Source organism: Halalkalibacter wakoensis JCM 9140 (assembly GCF_000513095.1).
Classification (GTDB): domain Bacteria; phylum Bacillota; class Bacilli; order Bacillales; family Bacillaceae_D; genus Halalkalibacter; species Halalkalibacter wakoensis.
Window position 1 is genome coordinate 1 of sequence record NZ_BAUT01000083.1, and the last position, 16,649, is coordinate 16,649.

13 protein-coding genes, 10 tRNA genes, 2 other RNA genes, 1 pseudogene and 1 riboswitch are annotated in these 16,649 nt (G+C 38.3%); of the genes and pseudogenes, 25 read left to right on the forward strand and 1 reads right to left on the reverse strand.

Annotation, left to right across the window (positions count from 1 at the left end):
* The first annotated feature begins 271 nt into the window (after positions 1–271).
* Positions 272–838: a peptidoglycan-binding domain-containing protein gene (locus JCM9140_RS25060; RefSeq protein WP_052002387.1), complete on the forward strand. Its 567-nt coding sequence runs from the start codon at positions 272–274 to the stop codon at positions 836–838.
* A gap of 139 nt (positions 839–977) precedes the next feature.
* Entirely contained in the window at positions 978–1,826 is an 849-nt protein-coding gene (locus JCM9140_RS19175) for an ion transporter (protein ID WP_235715409.1), read from the forward strand.
* A gap of 40 nt (positions 1,827–1,866) precedes the next feature.
* On the opposite strand, the gene JCM9140_RS19180 is transcribed toward JCM9140_RS19175, so the two are convergent.
* Positions 1,867–2,664: an N-acetylmuramoyl-L-alanine amidase gene (locus JCM9140_RS19180; RefSeq protein ID WP_052002388.1), complete on the reverse strand. Its 798-nt coding sequence runs from the start codon at positions 2,662–2,664 to the stop codon at positions 1,867–1,869.
* A 182-nt stretch (positions 2,665–2,846) separates the two neighbouring features.
* On the opposite strand from JCM9140_RS19180, the gene JCM9140_RS19185 reads away from it, so the two are divergent.
* The 23 genes and pseudogenes from JCM9140_RS19185 (at position 2,847) to JCM9140_RS19285 (ending at position 16,633) form a co-directional block, all read left to right on the forward strand.
* Positions 2,847–3,692 carry an aldo/keto reductase gene (locus JCM9140_RS19185; protein WP_034750386.1) on the forward strand — a complete coding sequence of 282 codons (846 nt, stop codon included), beginning with the start codon at positions 2,847–2,849 and terminating at the stop codon, positions 3,690–3,692.
* A gap of 155 nt (positions 3,693–3,847) precedes the next feature.
* On the forward strand, positions 3,848–5,674 hold the full coding sequence (locus JCM9140_RS19190; RefSeq protein WP_034750387.1) for a MotA/TolQ/ExbB proton channel family protein: 1,827 nt from the start codon (positions 3,848–3,850) through the stop codon (positions 5,672–5,674).
* A complete protein-coding gene (locus JCM9140_RS19195; protein ID WP_034750389.1) occupies positions 5,667–6,359 on the forward strand; it encodes an OmpA family protein in 693 nt (230 codons plus the stop codon). The genes JCM9140_RS19190 and JCM9140_RS19195 overlap by 8 nt, the downstream gene beginning before the upstream one ends.
* Before the next feature lie 191 nt (positions 6,360–6,550).
* Entirely contained in the window at positions 6,551–7,774 is a 1,224-nt protein-coding gene (locus tag JCM9140_RS19200; protein WP_034750391.1) for an ATP-binding protein, read from the forward strand.
* A 194-nt stretch (positions 7,775–7,968) separates the two neighbouring features.
* Positions 7,969–9,120 (forward strand): tryptophan synthase subunit beta, encoded by a 1,152-nt coding sequence (trpB, locus tag JCM9140_RS19205; protein ID WP_034750394.1) that lies wholly within the window; start codon positions 7,969–7,971, stop codon positions 9,118–9,120.
* 129 nt (positions 9,121–9,249) lie between these two features.
* A complete protein-coding gene (locus JCM9140_RS19210) occupies positions 9,250–9,579 on the forward strand; it encodes a DUF3895 domain-containing protein (protein ID WP_034750397.1) in 330 nt (109 codons plus the stop codon).
* A gap of 158 nt (positions 9,580–9,737) precedes the next feature.
* Positions 9,738–9,816, forward strand: a riboswitch (ZMP/ZTP riboswitch).
* Between the two features lie 136 nt (positions 9,817–9,952).
* A pseudogene (locus JCM9140_RS19215) lies at positions 9,953–11,148 on the forward strand (phosphoglycerate dehydrogenase).
* A 101-nt stretch (positions 11,149–11,249) separates the two neighbouring features.
* Complete coding sequence (locus JCM9140_RS19220; RefSeq protein ID WP_034750400.1) at positions 11,250–11,576, forward strand: hypothetical protein; 327 nt, start codon at positions 11,250–11,252, stop codon at positions 11,574–11,576.
* Between the two features lie 99 nt (positions 11,577–11,675).
* Entirely contained in the window at positions 11,676–12,677 is a 1,002-nt protein-coding gene (locus JCM9140_RS19225) for an LLM class flavin-dependent oxidoreductase (RefSeq protein ID WP_034750403.1), read from the forward strand.
* A gap of 108 nt (positions 12,678–12,785) precedes the next feature.
* On the forward strand, positions 12,786–13,760 hold the full coding sequence (locus JCM9140_RS19230) for a bile acid:sodium symporter family protein (protein ID WP_034750406.1): 975 nt from the start codon (positions 12,786–12,788) through the stop codon (positions 13,758–13,760).
* Positions 13,761–13,928: 168 nt separating this feature from the next.
* A non-coding RNA gene (ssrS, locus tag JCM9140_RS23345) (6S RNA) lies at positions 13,929–14,107 on the forward strand.
* 12 nt (positions 14,108–14,119) lie between these two features.
* Positions 14,120–14,385: signal recognition particle sRNA large type (gene ffs, locus JCM9140_RS23350), an RNA gene on the forward strand.
* Between the two features lie 10 nt (positions 14,386–14,395).
* Positions 14,396–14,479, forward strand: a tRNA-Leu gene (locus JCM9140_RS19235).
* Between the two features lie 200 nt (positions 14,480–14,679).
* The gene (locus tag JCM9140_RS19240; protein WP_034750409.1) at positions 14,680–15,444 is read left to right on the forward strand and encodes a 3-oxoacyl-ACP reductase; all 765 of its coding nucleotides are present in this window, start codon (positions 14,680–14,682) and stop codon (positions 15,442–15,444) included.
* Positions 15,445–15,671: 227 nt separating this feature from the next.
* Positions 15,672–15,747: transfer RNA gene (locus tag JCM9140_RS19245), tRNA-Ala, on the forward strand.
* A 4-nt stretch (positions 15,748–15,751) separates the two neighbouring features.
* A tRNA-Trp gene (locus JCM9140_RS19250) sits at positions 15,752–15,825 on the forward strand.
* 23 nt (positions 15,826–15,848) lie between these two features.
* A tRNA-Cys gene (locus tag JCM9140_RS19255) sits at positions 15,849–15,922 on the forward strand.
* Between the two features lie 21 nt (positions 15,923–15,943).
* Positions 15,944–16,032: transfer RNA gene (locus JCM9140_RS19260), tRNA-Leu, on the forward strand.
* 9 nt (positions 16,033–16,041) lie between these two features.
* Positions 16,042–16,118, forward strand: a tRNA-Arg gene (locus JCM9140_RS19265).
* Between the two features lie 4 nt (positions 16,119–16,122).
* Positions 16,123–16,199, forward strand: a tRNA-Pro gene (locus JCM9140_RS19270).
* Positions 16,200–16,366: 167 nt separating this feature from the next.
* A tRNA-Gly gene (locus JCM9140_RS19275) sits at positions 16,367–16,437 on the forward strand.
* Positions 16,438–16,447: 10 nt separating this feature from the next.
* Positions 16,448–16,538: transfer RNA gene (locus tag JCM9140_RS19280), tRNA-Ser, on the forward strand.
* A 20-nt stretch (positions 16,539–16,558) separates the two neighbouring features.
* Positions 16,559–16,633 (forward strand) — tRNA-Glu (locus JCM9140_RS19285).
* Positions 16,634–16,649: the final 16 nt, after the last annotated feature.

The window sequence follows — 16,649 nt, forward strand, 5'->3', positions numbered from 1 at the left end:
AGGGGTCGACTTCTGACAGGATTGCTATGAAAAAGCAAAAAGGAGTCAGAAGAGAACTAATATATTACTATTAAACCTAGCGTAGGACTCAACCTAGGTGAATGTTAGTAGCTTGTAAAAATAGAGATCAATCGTTCTGCTGAAGAGGTCTCTAGAAATGATCTCTTATGACGAAACAAAATTTTATAAGTGTTACTTTTTTGAAACCATTTATTACCACCCCGCGTTTTATAAGCGAAATTAAAAAGATCATATTGGGGAGATGGTTTAGATGAATAAATGGAAAATGATATCTGCAACGATGTTAACAGCATCCGTATTGTTATTGGGAATACCGGCAACTGGGGTAGGTGCCGAAATAGCTTCGAATGTAGCGATCTTTGACCTTGCTTCAGCAGGAGTTTTAAAAGAAGGGTCTCGTGGTGAGAATGTGAAAATCATGCAGCGTGGCTTAAACAAAGCCATGGGTGCAGAATTAACTGAGGATGGAATCTTTGGACCGAATACGAAGACGGCTGTTCTAGCTTTCCAAAAATCGAAAAAAGAATTAGCGAATGACGGCGTATACGGTCCTGCTACTCATGCGGCATTGTCAAAAGAAGTGAATTCATTTGGGTTTGCAGAAGGTGTGTTAAAAGTAGGCAGTCGTGGTGAAGCGGTTAAAACGCTCCAAAAAGGGTTGAAGGATATGAGTTATGATGTTTCAGTAGATGGGGTGTATGGACCCAAAACAAAAGAAGCCGTTATCAGCTTTCAAAAACGATTTCCTGAATTAACAAACGATGGTGTATTTGGACCTAAAACGAAAGCTGTTATGGATAAAGTGCTGAATGATTAATGAAATAAATGACAAAGGCTCAGTGCGAACTGAGCCTAGTTTTTTGTACATATTTTTGTCACGTATTACATTCCTTTCATGATCTCGTTTAGCTAGTATGGCATAAACCTGATATAATACTAGAATGTGAGTAAAAATCATGGAAAGGAAAAATAGAAAAATGGAATTAAATCATAAACAACAAACACATCATAACGAGAATCATCCTTCGTTCAAAACGAAGATGAAAAAACTTGTTGAACATAAATACTTTCAGCCAATCGTTATAGGTATTATTTTATTAAATGGTCTTATTATTGTCGCGGAAACGTATTTAACTGGTAATACGGTACTTTTAGCTATAGATAAAATCATTGTGTGGGTATTTGTCATCGAACTTCTGATAAAAATGATTGGTCTTGGGTTCAAGGGCTATTTTTCGGATCGCTGGAACCATTTTGACTTTCTGATAGTCATAGGAAGTTTACTGTTTTATTCAACTCCGTTTGTAAGTGTGTTAAGGCTTATTAGGGTGCTGCGTTTGATCAGAATGATTCCGGCCATTCCTGCATTACGGAAAATCATCGATTCGCTCATGGCTTCCATCCCTGCACTAACGGGGATTTTAGGGTTGTCAGTATTATTGTTTTCGATTTATGCCATTATCGGGACAACTTTTTTTAGTGATGTATTGCCTTATGAGTATTTTGGTAGTTTTCATACATCTCTTTTTACTCTTATGCAGGTCGTTACGTTTGAGTCATGGGCCAGTCAGGTTGCTAGGCCAATTATAAATGAGGTCCCATGGGCCTGGGTTTATTTTGTTACATTTATCGTCATTGGTGCACTTGTTATATTAAATCTAGTTGTTGCTGTTATCTTAAGTTATTTAGGACAGGACGATGAAGCAAAGCGTGAAGAACAAATGGACCGTTTGTACAAAGAGAATCAAGATTTAAGAAATGATATTAAAGAAATTAAGCAGTTGTTAATGGAAAAGAAAGCTTAATCAGGAGAAGCGCCATCCCTTAAAAGAGATGGCGCTTCTTTTACTTCATTTCTGCTAAAAGTTGCTCTATTTTTTGTGAGACGAGTGGGTAAAAATACTTTTTGGCACTTTCGGTTGAATTCCCACCAAAGAAACCAGTACCTGGGCACGTTTTCACATCGTAATCTTGTGCGTTGTCGAGCACTCTTTCTTTTGTTTTTAAATGCCACCAGTGATGATAGGTGATGCTATCGACCGAAGGAGTTAATCCGAACTTAATACAAAGAAGAGCGGTTAAATATACAATGGTTTCTTTTTGTTCAGCTGTCATCGTGTCATTTCCAATATCGAAGTTGCCGATATTTTCGATCGTTAGTCCATTAGCGTTCGCCTTTGGACCGATTGTCCCTTCAGGGGCACTGTTAAATGGTCTGGAAACAGCAATTTTTCCATCTGGAAATGTCGTAATGTTTTGCGCAATATTGTTCCAGCCCATTTCACTTTTATGAAAGTTCTCCATACTTTCTAACATTTGAAAATGATTGTTTCCTTTAAATTGTGCGTAAGCAGGCAGCCATGTGTGATGTTGTTGAATCAAGGATATTTCGCGAGTAAATTCATTGTTAAATAGCCAATTCTTAAACTCTTCTCTTGTCATTAAGATGTGCTGGCCTTGCATGTTTAATCCGTTTGTTTGTTGAAGGTCATCAATCGTTGCTTCATATGACTGCGCAATACTAGGTAATGTATCTCCTTCTTTTACTTCATTAACATTTAGCTGATTCGCTGATGCATAAACGGGCATCATGGACATGCATAATAACAAGAATGTAAGTAGCATTGTATACGGTTTCTTCATTTTTTGTGTTCCTTTCACGTTACTTTTTATAATGTTAGTTTGGGGATTCGGGAAAGGATTATTCTCAAGGAATAAACGAATTCGAAATACGGGAGAGGTTGGTTCTGATCCGGCGAATAAAACCATTCAGTTGATTGAAAATTATGGTAATCTTAAACTAGTACAAAAAGGAGGGATTTATATTGAGTCATTCTATTCCTGTAAAAAAATTGCATGACGGGTTAACCATTCCGGTAATTGGTTTAGGTACATACAAACTAAAAGGCAGTCAAGGAGTCCAAGCTATTCAAGGAGCAATTGATGAACGAGGTTACCGATTAATTGATTCTGCGTACAACTACGAAAATGAAGGTACAGTTGGAGAGGCGGTTAGGCGCAGTTCCGTTGCGAGGGAAGAATTGATTATCACATCGAAATTGCCGGGACGATACCAACAGTATGATCTTGCAAAGGCTACGATTCAAGAGTCACTTTATCGAGCCAATTTAGATTATTACGATTTATATTTAATTCACTGGCCCAATCCAAAACAAGGCCTTTATCTAGAAGCATGGCAAGCTTTGATCGACGCCAAGAACGAAGGGCTTATAAGATCTATTGGTGTTTGTAATTTTTTGCCAGATCATCTTGAGAGGTTGGAGAAGGAAACGGGTGTAAAAGCAAGCTTAAATCAAATTGAGCTTCATCCATTTTTTAATCAAGAAGAACAAAGAAATTGGCATGAAAAGAAGGATATTGCCACACAATCTTGGAGTCCGTTGGCTAGAGCTGAAGAAGTGTTCGGAAATGACACGCTACAGGATATTGCAGAGAAACATAATAAATCAATCTCGCAAGTGGTGTTGCGTTGGCATTATCAACTTGGAGCAATCTCCATTCCGAAATCAGCATCTCCAGATCGACAACTTGAAAATATTTCAATCTTTGATTTTTCACTATGTGTAGAAGAAATGATCCTAATTTCAGATTTAACAAAACCTGATGGAAGGCTGAAGGATCAAGATCCTGCTATATACGAAGAATTTTAAGTGGTCATGAAAGGCTGTCTTAAAAGGTCAATTACAGACCTTCTAAGGCAGCCTTATTTGTATCGTTCTACTTTGTCCTCATTTTGAATAGCTGTAACTAACGTGAGACGGACATGTTTACGTTTCTTTGAGATTTTACATTAGGGGGATTTTAAATGGTTGAAGCTATTTTTGGCCTTTTTATGAGTGAACAGCAAGCTCAATCAATTTTGTCGAATCCATTAATTGAGACCATTTTCTTCGTGTTGTTTGTAACATTTGTCGTAACGGCCTTCGTCCATTTTCTCTTGTATAGCAGGTTAAGAAGAATTCGTCATTTTGTGAGTGATACGAATTCATTAGATATTGCTCCACTAAAAGCAATTCAAACAGAATTTATACAAAAAAATGAGCAAGAATCTGTTGGGGTCGAGACATTTGTTCAACAAAAGTTTTCTTCTTGGAAAATGTTTAATATGCCAGTTGTGAGCCTGATTAAAATGATTCAAATGACTGTATCAGTGTTTATTTTAATTGGGGTACTTGGAACATTTATCGGACTGGCCATGTCTTTAGGTAGCATTGATGCAACAGGAGATGCTCTTGTTGAAAATATCGCAGCCGTTCTTGCTGGTATTGACGTTGCGTTTTATACGAGTATTGCAGGAATGGGGTTGTCTTTAATCATGACCGTTCTCACTCGTGTAGCCAATACCGAGTACTTACTTACTGATATTATGTTACAGACCGAGTCATTTTTAGCAGAAAAGGAACAAGACTCGGTAACTCGTCTTCTTCATGTATCCGAATCCATTCATTCTTCTATTAATGAGCTCCGGGAGTCGAATGAACAATCTTTGCAAAGCATTGTTGAGTCGTTTCATGGATTTCAAGAGTATACAGTTGGATTGCAGCAGTCTGCAAAGGATTTAGCTAAATTCAATGAGGGACTTGCTAATAACTTGAAAGATTTCACTGAGATTTTTACAAATGTGAAAGAAGTGACAGACGGTTTTGATAAAGGAGTTTCGAAGCTTAATAAAAATTTTGATCAACTGTTTTCTTATTTTTACAAAATGGACCAACGCAATGAAAAGATGACGAGTGCATTTACCGAAACGTATAACAAAGTATCGGAACTTACAACATCCCAAACCGAAACAATGAATCAGTTCCAGCATTCGGTTGAGGATATAAGAGACTTTTTCTCATCCATTGCTCAAAGGCAAGAATCGATTTATTCGTCGTTTGAGAAAATGATTGGACAGACCGAACATTTTACAAAGCTAATGAAAGACAATAACACAAAGTTTGAACGAGTTTTCGGAGAGGATATGAGTTCTAAGCTTTTTGAAATGAACTCTTATTTACGAGAACTTCGAAATGATTTTCACACACTAGGTAACTCAGTCGTCCGCCTTCCTGAAGCACTAGAAAATGCGAACAAAGCTCAAGCTGATTACAAACACTTATTAACATATCGCTTTGACGAATTAAAGCAGTTTAATCAAGACTTTTCCAATCAATTGCAGGTACAGTCAGCTAATTCTCAAGCGTTTGAAAAACATGTGAACGAGGCATCGCGCTCGTTTGATCAACTAGGAGCAAAAAATAACCAAGTACTTACAGAGATGAATCGTGTATTAACACAAATGTCCGATATGTTCCAGCATAAAGAAAGTCAGATCGATGCAAGTGTGATCGCACTAAAAGAAACGCTTTCTAAATATGTTACCAACCTAGAGGACACCCTTGGGGATCGATTCGATAAAGTTAGTCGGAATATTGGGGATTATGTTGTTGAGATGAACGATGCTATCAAAAAAGAGTTCAAACAAATAGGGGAAATAACCGACGACCATCAACAAAGAACAGCTCGTTTTCTACAACAGTCGTTAAATGAATTAACTCAAGAGTTTCATCAGTTAAATCGCCAGCTTCAATCGCTTAAACAAGAGACGAACATGCAAAGTAGTCGTATAAGGGTTGGGACAAATGATTAAGAAGTATAAAAGATTGTTTCATCGTGAAGAAGAAGAAAGTCATTTTTGGCCATCTTTTACGGACTTGCTTACGGCGATTTTGCTTTGTTTCATCCTTATTTTCATCATCATGATGGTCATTAAATCGTTTCAAATTGAAGAAATGAAACGGACAATTGATCAAATCATGGGAGTGAGAGTCGATCTTATCAATGATCTGAATGATGAATTTACCGGGTCTTCTTTAAATGTTGAAGTCGATGAAAAAACAGGAGCGTTAATTTTTAATACCGACATATTATTTGGGTTTGATGATGCCGTGTTAAAGCCACAGGCGTTTGAGTTTTTAGATGAATTTGTTCCGTCTTATTTGGATGTACTTCTTGAAAGTGGTTACGAGGATTACATTTCAGAGATTATCATCGAAGGGCACGCAGATCAAATTGGAAGTTATTTGTATAATTTAGAGCTGTCACAACAAAGAGCTTTTAGTGTAGCTGAATATATTTTAAGTGAGGACTTTCCTTATCAACATATTCAAGAGCATTTAGAAGAGAAATTGACAGTGAATGGACGCTCTTATACAGAAGGAAGAACGGATGAAGAGGGCAATTATAGCAATCAAGCTTCACGTCGTGTTGAATTTAAGTTTCGTTTAAAAGATGAAGAAATATTGGAGAGGACGCGAGAGTTATTAGGAGAGTAGAGTAGAGTAGAGGGAGAATTAAAGACAAACCGTGAGAAAAGAGTAATCTGTCTCACGGTTTTTAGTGATGAACAATGACTGTATTCTTATTATGATTGTGTTCATGGTTATTTACTCCTATAATGGAGTCTGAAAGAAAAGAAATTTTACCTATGGCATTTTGGTGAGAAAGCTATATGTAAGGAGAAGATATGAAAGAATTTGATTCACTACTAAATAATAAAATATATTACATGACAATCTGCGTTATCAGTTTGTTAATGATAATTGGCCTGTTTGTTGATAACCCTCTTCTAATTGATTTAGGGTTGGGATTCTTCTTACACTTGCTTCTTGTTGTCGTTTTAATTTTATGTTTACTGCTCTACCCTAAGTATGAGGTTCAATGGTTCAGAACGATTATCATCATTGGGGTATTTGCTTATTTTTACACGATCTTTTTTCTCTATCCAGACACCTGGTCTACGTTCTTGTTTTTGTGCTTTATTCCAGCCATATCTATTTTATTCTTTGATTCTAAGCTATTCTATTCGTCTTTGGTTTTGAATGGTCTGTTTGTAAGTGCCATTTTTGGTTACATTTTGTTCGTTGATCAAGGATCCAGGTATCATCATATTCAAAACGATTTAATTGGGAATTATATTAATTTTATTGGAAGTCAGCTAATTATTTATTTCATCTATTATTTATCGTATATTCGGCTCCAAAAAATTAAGGATTATTATGAACAAATCCAACATTCTGAACGGCTTAAGGCAACAGGGCAGTTGGCCGCAGCTGTAGCTCATGAAATTCGAAACCCTCTCACGGTTGTGAAAGGCTTTTTGCAGCATTATGAGAAAGAGTTTCCTTCCAATCAAACGGGAACGAAAAAGCATTTCGCGTTAATGATCGATGAATTAAACATGGCCGAACAAGTGATTTCACAATATTTATCGATCGCTAAACCGAGTGAAAGTGGACAAAAAGAAATCGTGGATGTACAGGAAGTCTTACAAAGTATTACAGATTTGCTTCAATCTTATGGGCTGTTAAGTAACAATAATATTGTACTGAAAGTAATAGAAACTTGTTATGTAGAAGCCAATTCATTGGAGTTGAAACAGCTTTTTATCAACATTATTAAAAATGCGATTGAAGTTTCAAAAGTCGGAGACCCTGTTATTGTAGAAGTAGAAAGAACATTAGAAACCGTTCAAATAAAAGTGATTGATTACGGAACGGGCATGTCAGAGGCGGAAATCAAATCTCTTGGGACGCCATTTTATTCTTTGAAAAGCAAAGGGACGGGTTTAGGTTTAATGATTTGTTACAATATTGTTTCAAAACACAATGGTTCTATTCATTTTGAAAGTTCAAAAGGGAAAGGAACCGAAGTGACGATCGAGCTACAGGCTTATGAAACTAGAAAGTGAAAATTCTTAAGAGGACACAGGTAAACCGTTTGAAATTGCTGGTTTATGTGTCCTCTTAAACGAGAGGTTTTTTATGATTATAGAGGAAGGATCCTGCCATTGGTTGCAGGTTTTTTAAAAAAGATGTCGAATCATTTCATGAAGTAAATTAACGAAATATTTACATAATTATAGAGCGAGAGGATGAGCATGGTATGAGTGAGAAGGGTTTTTTTGGTGAGTTTGGAGGTAGTTTTCTACCTGATGATTTAGCAAAAGTTTTAGCTATTTTAGATGAGCAGTTTGAAACGTATCGTAAGGACCCTGATTTCGTTGAGGAATTTTCCTATTACTTAAAAGAGTTTGTTGGCAGAGAAAATCCACTAACATATGCGAAAAATCTTACAGAGCAAGTTGGTGGAGCTAAGATCTATCTAAAACGAGAGGATCTAAATCATACAGGGGCGCATAAGATCAACAATGCTATTGGTCAAATTTTGTTAGCAAAACGAATGGGAGCTACTCGAATTATTGCTGAAACAGGTGCTGGACAACATGGGGTGGCTACGGCTACAGCTTGCTCGATTTTTGGGATGGAGTGCACCATCTATATGGGAAAACTAGATACGGAACGCCAAGCTTTAAATGTGTTTCGAATGGAATTGCTTGGAGCTAAAGTCGTCCCTGTAGATAGCGGACAAGGTAGGCTCAAAGATGCGGTGGATGCAGCACTTGCAGACTTAGTAGAAAACTATGAAACAACCTTTTATTTACTAGGTTCAGCTGTGGGACCACATCCGTTTCCGACAATGGTAAAATATTTCCAATCTGTAATCAGTGAAGAATCAAAACGACAAATTCTTGAAAAAGAAGGAAAACTTCCGACGGCTGTTGTTGCGGTTGCTGGAGGTGGAAGCAATGCCATCGGCGCTTTCGCTCATTACATTGATGAGGAAAGTGTTCGCTTAATTGGTGTTGAACCAGCAGAGGCACCGACATTGACTGAAGGGGTACCTGCTGTTATTCATGGCTTTAAATGCTTAACTTTGTTAGATGAACAAGGTCAACCTAAACCAACGTTTTCGATTGCGGCAGGACTTGATTATCCAGGAATTGGACCGGAACATAGTTATTTAAAAACATCTGGACGTGCTGAGTACGTAACGGTAACGGGCGATGAAGCGTTGGAGTGGTTTCAACAACTTTCGAAAGTAGAAGGGATTATCCCAGCATTAGAAAGCGCTCATGCTGTCGCTCACGCAGTTAAGCTTGCAAAGGAGTTGTCAAAAGAGGATGTGATCATTGTTAACTTGTCAGGTCGTGGAGATAAGGATGTGCAGCAAGTTTATAACATGTTGCATAAATAATGAGATTAAAAGAGTGTACAAAATGTCTTTCAGACGATTGGTAGTTTGTTTTTATTAGAATTTTGAATAGGTCGTGTAAGATTTATCGAACATATGTTACGATTAAATAGAGAAGAGAGGTGACTCAACATGTTATCAACGCGTGAAAAGGAAGTACTGAACGATTACGTGCATGTACATTCAACTTTTACACTCAATGATGTGTGTAATTATTTAATTGAAAATGGTTCGACTTCGCAAACCTATTCAACTGGAAAATACAAAATTTATCCATATGTAGCTGTTTTTCTAGAGTCCTATGTATCTAATTCGATTCTGGAGATAAACCATTTAGAGAACGATGCACAATATAAGGTTGTTGGAACCATTTCGAAGGAGAACGAGACAGAGAAAGAAATTGAACGTAAAGAAGAAGTAAAAGAGGATGAACCTCAATTAGGACAGCTGAGCTTGTTTTGACGTCTATCAGGTGCTACGGTCTAGTTGCTGAGGGTCTTTAGCAGAGCTATAGTTACGAGGAAATTGTGGACAAATGACGAAATTACAGAATTCTTTTAAAAAATGCAATTTTATGGTTGAAGGTTTTTAAAGGATTTGATAAACTAAATTCAAATCCAAAGGCTATATGTAACTGGCGAAACGCGGATAACCGCGAGGGAGCATATAGTGTCGAAGCCGTTCGCCTGGGCAGAGGTAAGGGAATCTTCCCTTGCCTCTTTCTGTTTATTTAAAGAGAGCAATTAAGCTCCTTTTAAATAACGATGGAATGTGACTCATTGGAATAGGTAATCTTAAATGAGAGAATATAGTGAGAGAAAGAGGAGAGAATGAAATGAGCGCTGTAACTGTAAAGGAAGCAAAAACAATTAAAACGTTAAACAACATTGCTGAAAGTGGATTAAATGTATTTAAAGAAGGCTACAGCTTGATAATGATAGTGAGAATCCAGATGCCATTCTTGTACGTAGTTTCAATATGCATTCTTTGGAATTTGGAAGCAATTTAAAAGCTATTGCGCGCGCTGGAGCTGGTGTTAATAACATTCCAGTAGACAAGTGCACAGAACAAGGAATTGTTGTTTTTAATACACCAGGTGCAAACGCAAATGCAGTTAAAGAACTTGTTCTAACTACATTAATGGCTTCATCTCGTAACCTTTTTGCGGGTGTTGAATGGGCAAAATCTCTAAAAGGTGAAGGCGATCAAGTGCCGAAACTTGTTGAAGCAGGCAAGAAGCAATTTGTAGGAAAAGAAATCAAAGGGAAAACATTAGGTGTCATTGGACTAGGTGCCATTGGTGCCCTTGTTGCAAATGATGCTCTTGATCTAGATATGGATGTCATTGGGTTTGACCCATTTATTTCTGTTAATACAGCATGGAATTTATCTCGAAACGTTCAACGAGCTATGTCCATTGAAGAGTTGTTTGCGAACTCCGATTTCATCACCGTGCACGTTCCATTAACGGCTGATACTAAAGGTATGTTTAATAAGCAAACATTTAGCATCATGAAAGACGGAGTTCATATTGTGAACTTCTCACGCGATGGCCTTGTGAATGAAGAAGATATTACAGCAGCTCTTGAAAGTGGGAAAGTAGGCAAATACATTACAGACTTTCCAAATGAAAATGTGTTAAAGATGAAAAATGCTGTTCCGATTCCTCATCTTGGTGCTTCAACACAAGAATCTGAAGAGAATTGTGCGATTATGGCAGCACGACAAGTGAAGGAATTTATGGAAACAGGAAACATTAAAAATTCTGTTAACTTTCCAAATGCAGCTATTCCTTATACAGGAAAGAAACGTGTAGCAGCTTTTCATAAAAACGTTCCAAATATGGTTGGTCAAATCACTTCTGCTATCTCGGATTATGAATTAAACATCGCGGATATGGTCAATAGAAGTCGCGGCGATTATGCTTATACAATGATTGATATTGAAAACAAAGTAAACGGTGATGTGATCCCTGGATTGAAAGAAAAAATTAGTCAAATCGAAGGAATTGTGTCCATTCGAGTTATCTAATTAATAGTAAAAAAGGCCCTCGCTAATCTTATATAAATAGCGAGGGCTTTTTGTGGCAAAATGTAAATTGGCAACAATAATGGCATGAGAGGTGAAAGGTCATGGATGTTATCTTATATGATTTGTTTTTAGTTGTCTTTGGGATTGTCCTTGGTGTAATGGTAAGTGATCCACTAAAAAAATTATTTACAGGGAAGTATAAAGAAGAGGCTAGACAAAGAAAACGTGTCAAGCTTTTAATATATATGAGAGAATACGTAAAAAAGCACACGACAGAAGAATTAGCTCAACATGTTTTTCTTGGAAAAATAGATATTGCTACAGTCAAACAATTATTAATCGATATTGAAGAGACAGGCCTTATTAAAAGAATTAATTCGAAAGATTCTGATGATGAAAACATACAATGGGTCTATACGGAAAAGTAGTATGCATACATACTTTTTGAGTTTCGAAGCATTTTATTATGCTTCAAAAGAATTACCTGGTACGATAGATGTCAACTTAGGCAAAGAAAGGGTTATAATATGTTAAACATTCAAATTCCTGTATCGGTTTTAAACTTAGCCCCAATTCGTCAAGGGCAGGATACAAAAGAGGCAATTGATTCCATGGTTGAGCTAGCAAAAGCGACCGAGGAGATGGGGTATACAAGATATTGGATTGCTGAGCACCATAATACATCTACACTTGTAAGTTCAGCTACTTCTATTTTAATTAAACATACACTTGAACATACGAAGAGCATTCGCGTAGGTTCTGGTGGCATCATGCTACCGAATCACTCACCTTTAGTTGTCGCAGAGCAATTTGGAACGATGGCCACTCTTTACCCGAACCGTCTTGATTTAGGACTTGGTCGTGCGCCAGGTACAGATATGACGACTGCCAGTGCATTGAGACGCTCGAAAAACGATTCGGTTTACACATTTCCAGATGACGTGAACGCACTTCTTACGTATTTTGGACCAAAAGAAGAACAAGGGTTTGTAAAAGCTTACCCTGGAGTTGAGACGAATATTCCAATTTACATTCTTGGATCTTCAACTGATTCTGCAAAATTAGCAGCAAAACTTGGCTTGCCGTATGCCTTTGCCTCTCATTTTGCTCCAAGGTATATGGAAGAAGCAATCTCTATATATCGAAGTCAGTTTCAACCGTCACAGTATTTAGATAAACCGTATATGATTGTATGCTTAAATGTAATAGCGGCTGATAGCGACGAGGAAGCCCAATTTGAATTAACGACCATGCAACAGTTTTTCTTAAACGTTGTTCGAGGAACAGGTACACCGTTAAGCCCTCCTGTTTCCAATATGGATGAAATTTGGAACGTGCATGAGAAAGAGATGGCACAGTCCATGATGAGTGGAACATTATTAGGAAGCAAAGATTCAGTTCGAAAACAGCTTACAAGCTTTCAACAAAAATACAACGTAAATGAAATTATGGCTGTTACGTATATGTTTGATCCTAACAAACAGAAACGGTCATATGAAATATTTAAGGAAATCGTCGATCATCAATAAAAGCTAGATCTTAAAACAAACCCGTTTCTTTACGGGTTTGTTTTTGAATCAAAGAAATGTTCAGGTATAATAAAATACAAATTATTTATTTAACGTTAGGGGACTAACATGTTAAAAACCGTAAATATTTTTATGGAAAAGAAAATGCCTTATATGACCCCAGTAAGCGTCCTTGTTGGGTTGGTGTTTGCTACTAGTTTTCAATCGTGGGTGATGGCTGTACCTTGGATTTTTGCTTTTATTACGCTATCAAGTAGTTTAGGAATTAAAATAGGGAAGTTAAAAGATGCAGTCGTTCATCCTGCACCACTCCTTGTCTCACTACTAATCATTCAGATTATTTTGCCTTCGATTGCGTATGGTGTAGGAACATTATTTTTTGGGGCTAATTCCTTAACTGCGGTTGGGATGTTAATTGCGTTTGTGATACCTACAGGAGTCATTAGCCTCATGTGGGTATCTATTTACAAAGGGAATTCTTCTGTTTCGCTTCTAATCGTATTAGTTAATACGTTGCTGTCACCTGTTCTTATTCCGTTTTCACTGCAGTTGTTTGCAGGAGCTACGATTGATTTTAACACATTTGCATTAATGAAAAATCTTATTTTTATGATCGTTATTCCTTCAATACTAGGGATTCTCATCAATTACCTTCCGTTTACACAAAATAAAGATATAAAGGGAAGGTTCGCTCCGTTTTCAAAACTAGGTTTGTTGGTTGTGATTGCCGTAAATAGTTCTGTTGCTGCACCGGTTATATCTTTTAACTGGGAACTGCTTCAAATTATCATTGCTATGTTTTTTCTATCTTCTATTGGATATGGATTGGGTATGATTGCGGCCAACTGGTTACGTGTAAGCAATGAGATCAAAATTAGTCTTCTTTATAATTGTGGGATGCGGAATGTAAGCGTCGGAGCAACCATTGCCATTTTGTACTTTCCGCCAGAAGTTGCAGTTCCGGTTATTGCAGCCACTCTTTTACAACAAATACTCGCGGCAAATTATGGTCGGATTCTAGTAAATTACTTGAAAAAAAACGAGTTAAGAAGAGAAGGTGAATTGAAAAAGGCGGCCCGTTAGAAGGGGAGCCAGTCAGTCGGTATTTTGTGAATATACAGCGTGGGAATTAGGGTGAGTTCGTTTGAAATACTTACCAATTAACAAACTCATTTATGATATTGCGCAGAATAGTTTAGTTGTGCTATGATTAGTTTGTCGCTGATGAGCGATGAACTTTACAATCCGAGACATATCCTACGATGTGCGTATCCTTTTTTGTTTTAAACCGTACTGTTTTTTAGGGATTCTTATATAAGTTAATGGATGCCAAGCTTGTATTTATACAAGATCGCGTGAGATTAACTTGCGGAAGCCCACCTGCGAGAGCGGGTTTTAAAACAGACAAGGGACGGCATTTGTGGGAATCAATTTCATACATACCGTGCTAGATGGGGAGCTGGCGGTGCCCTGTAACTCGCAATCCGCCTTAGCGAGGTTGAATTCCTTTTAGCGGTATGATTCATGTGAGGCTTGCCTTATGCAAATGGTGTTGACTATTGGAGTCTGCGCAACAGAAGTCTATGAAACTGGTCAGGTCCGGAAGGGAGCAGCCATAAGTAGATGACTCTGTGTGCCGCAGGTCGCTCTAATTGAGCTAGTTGCACAAGTAACGCTCATGTGAATCTTATCTATAAAAGGTGCACGGTTTTTATTATGCGGTTGTGGCGGAATGGCAGACGCGCTAGGTTGAGGGCCTAGTGGGGGTTGACCCCGTGGAGGTTCGAGTCCTCTCAACCGCATTTATTTTATAGTAAGTTAAAAAGCACAGTCCAATGGGACTGTGCCTTTTAGTTTACAATTAAACTGTTTTTAAAAGACTGTTGTGCTTCTGAAGTTATTGTTTTGCTGTACAAAAAAATGAAAAGAGTTACAATATTGGTAGAACTGCCTTTTTATTTAGGATTGCTACATATTTTTGTATGAAAAGGAGAAGGATTAGATGAAACTTAGTGATCAAGTAGTCCTCATAACAGGAGGAAGCAGAGGACTAGGAGCGGCCATTGCAAAAGCTTTTGGTCGAGAAGGCGCCAAGGTTGTGGTCAACTACTATCAAAATGAAGCAAAGGCACAAGAAGTAGTTGATGAAATTGGAAAAGAAAATGCCATAGCCATTCAAGGGGACGTTCGTGAATTATTAGATGTGGAAGTTGTGTTTCAACGTGCAAAAGAACATTTTAACCAACCCATTACAACCGTTGTGAATAACGCACTCGTTCAATTTTCTTTTGATGCAGCCAATCGAAAGACTGTAGACTCCATTAACTGGGATGATTATCAGGTGCAATTCGAAGGAAGTGTTAAAGCTTCTTTAAACACGGTGAAGGTTTCCAAAAACGATATGGTTGATCAAAAGTTCGGACGTATTATTAACATTGGTACGAATCTAGTGCAAAATCCAGTTGTGGCGTATCATGAATATAATACGAGTAAAGCTGCTTTGCTAGGGTTCACAAGGAATATGGCAAAAGACCTGGGACCTAATGGAATTACAGTTAATATGGTTTCGGGCGGTCTACTAGAGAAAACAGACGCGAGTGCAGCGACTCCAGATGACGTATTTGCGCTTATTCGCCAGAGTACTCCACTTCAAAAAGTAACAACACCTGAGGATGTGGCAGATGCTGTACTATTTTTTGCTTCTCCATGGGCAAGAGGCGTTACTGGTCAAAATTTGGTAGTTGATGGTGGATTGGTAATGGATTAAATTTTTCTGGTTAAGGGCTGTCGTCTTATCATTTTTTCCTAACTATTGATAACGACAGTCCCTGCACTTCATCATATGTAAACTCATTCATAAATAACTATTGCAACTTTTATTAAATATGGTAGAATGAAAATTCCTAAGGCAATCAAAAAAAGTTCTACAGATAGAGTTGCGCGGAATATTAAAGTGTGTTATAATAATTTTTGTTCGAAACAATCCTTTTATTTGGGGCCTTAGCTCAGCTGGGAGAGCGCCTGCCTTGCACGCAGGAGGTCAGCGGTTCGATCCCGCTAGGCTCCACCATTATAGGGGCATAGTTTAACGGTAGAACAGAGGTCTCCAAAACCTCCGGTGTGGGTTCGATTCCTACTGCCCCTGCCAATTTTAATGGACTTAATAAAGTTGGCGGTATAGCCAAGTGGTAAGGCACGGGTCTGCAAAACCTTGATCCCCGGTTCAAATCCGGGTACCGCCTCCAATTTATATGAATATCTGCCTTGCCGGGGTGGTGGAATTGGCAGACACACAGGACTTAAAATCCTGCGGTAGGTGACTACCGTGCCGGTTCAAGTCCGGCCCTCGGCACCAAATAAATATGCGCCCTTAGCTCAGCTGGATAGAGTGTTTGACTACGAATCAAAAGGTCGGGAGTTCGAATCTCTCAGGGCGCGCCATATACGGGAAGTGGCTCAGCTTGGTAGAGCACCTGGTTTGGGACCAGGGGGTCGCAGGTTCAAATCCTGTCTTCCCGACCATGAATTTTAAAATGCGGGTGTAGTTTAGTGGTAAAACCTCAGCCACGAGCGATACATCTGTTGAAAAAGCTACGAGTTGTCTTGACGCATTTACTTCTTCGAAATACTAGAAGAGGAAAAGACATGTTAGATCGTGAGTCTGTTCTAGAAATGAAAATTATTACTATGCGGGTGTAGTTTAGTGGTAAAACCTCAGCCTTCCAAGCTGATGTCGTGAGTTCGATTCTCATCACCCGCTCTTTATAAATGGAGAAGTACCCAAGTGGCTGAAGGGGCGCCCCTGCTAAGGGTGTAGGTCGTTTACGCGGCGCGAGGGTTCAAATCCCTCCTTCTCCGCCATTTTGTACAAGCTATTTTTTGGCCCGTTGGTCAAGCGGTTAAGACACCGCCCTTTCACGGCGGTAACACGGGTTCGAATCCCGTACGGGTCACCAATTATGTAATACTTTT

Bases quoted from the DNA above. Each gene is read 5' to 3' on its own strand.
- JCM9140_RS25060 (WP_052002387.1), top strand. From the start codon at position 272: ATGAATAAATGGAAAATGATATCTGCAACGATGTTAACAGCATCCGTA.
- JCM9140_RS19175 (WP_235715409.1), top strand. From the start codon at position 978: ATGGAAAGGAAAAATAGAAAAATGGAATTAAATCATAAACAACAAACA.
- JCM9140_RS19180 (WP_052002388.1), bottom strand. From the start codon at position 2,664: ATGAAGAAACCGTATACAATGCTACTTACATTCTTGTTATTATGCATG.
- JCM9140_RS19190 (WP_034750387.1), top strand. From the start codon at position 3,848: ATGGTTGAAGCTATTTTTGGCCTTTTTATGAGTGAACAGCAAGCTCAA.
- JCM9140_RS19195 (WP_034750389.1), top strand. From the start codon at position 5,667: ATGATTAAGAAGTATAAAAGATTGTTTCATCGTGAAGAAGAAGAAAGT.
- JCM9140_RS19200 (WP_034750391.1), top strand. From the start codon at position 6,551: ATGAAAGAATTTGATTCACTACTAAATAATAAAATATATTACATGACA.
- trpB (WP_034750394.1), top strand. From the start codon at position 7,969: ATGAGTGAGAAGGGTTTTTTTGGTGAGTTTGGAGGTAGTTTTCTACCT.
- JCM9140_RS19210 (WP_034750397.1), top strand. From the start codon at position 9,250: ATGTTATCAACGCGTGAAAAGGAAGTACTGAACGATTACGTGCATGTA.
- JCM9140_RS19220 (WP_034750400.1), top strand. From the start codon at position 11,250: ATGGATGTTATCTTATATGATTTGTTTTTAGTTGTCTTTGGGATTGTC.
- JCM9140_RS19225 (WP_034750403.1), top strand. From the start codon at position 11,676: ATGTTAAACATTCAAATTCCTGTATCGGTTTTAAACTTAGCCCCAATT.
- JCM9140_RS19230 (WP_034750406.1), top strand. From the start codon at position 12,786: ATGTTAAAAACCGTAAATATTTTTATGGAAAAGAAAATGCCTTATATG.
- JCM9140_RS19240 (WP_034750409.1), top strand. From the start codon at position 14,680: ATGAAACTTAGTGATCAAGTAGTCCTCATAACAGGAGGAAGCAGAGGA.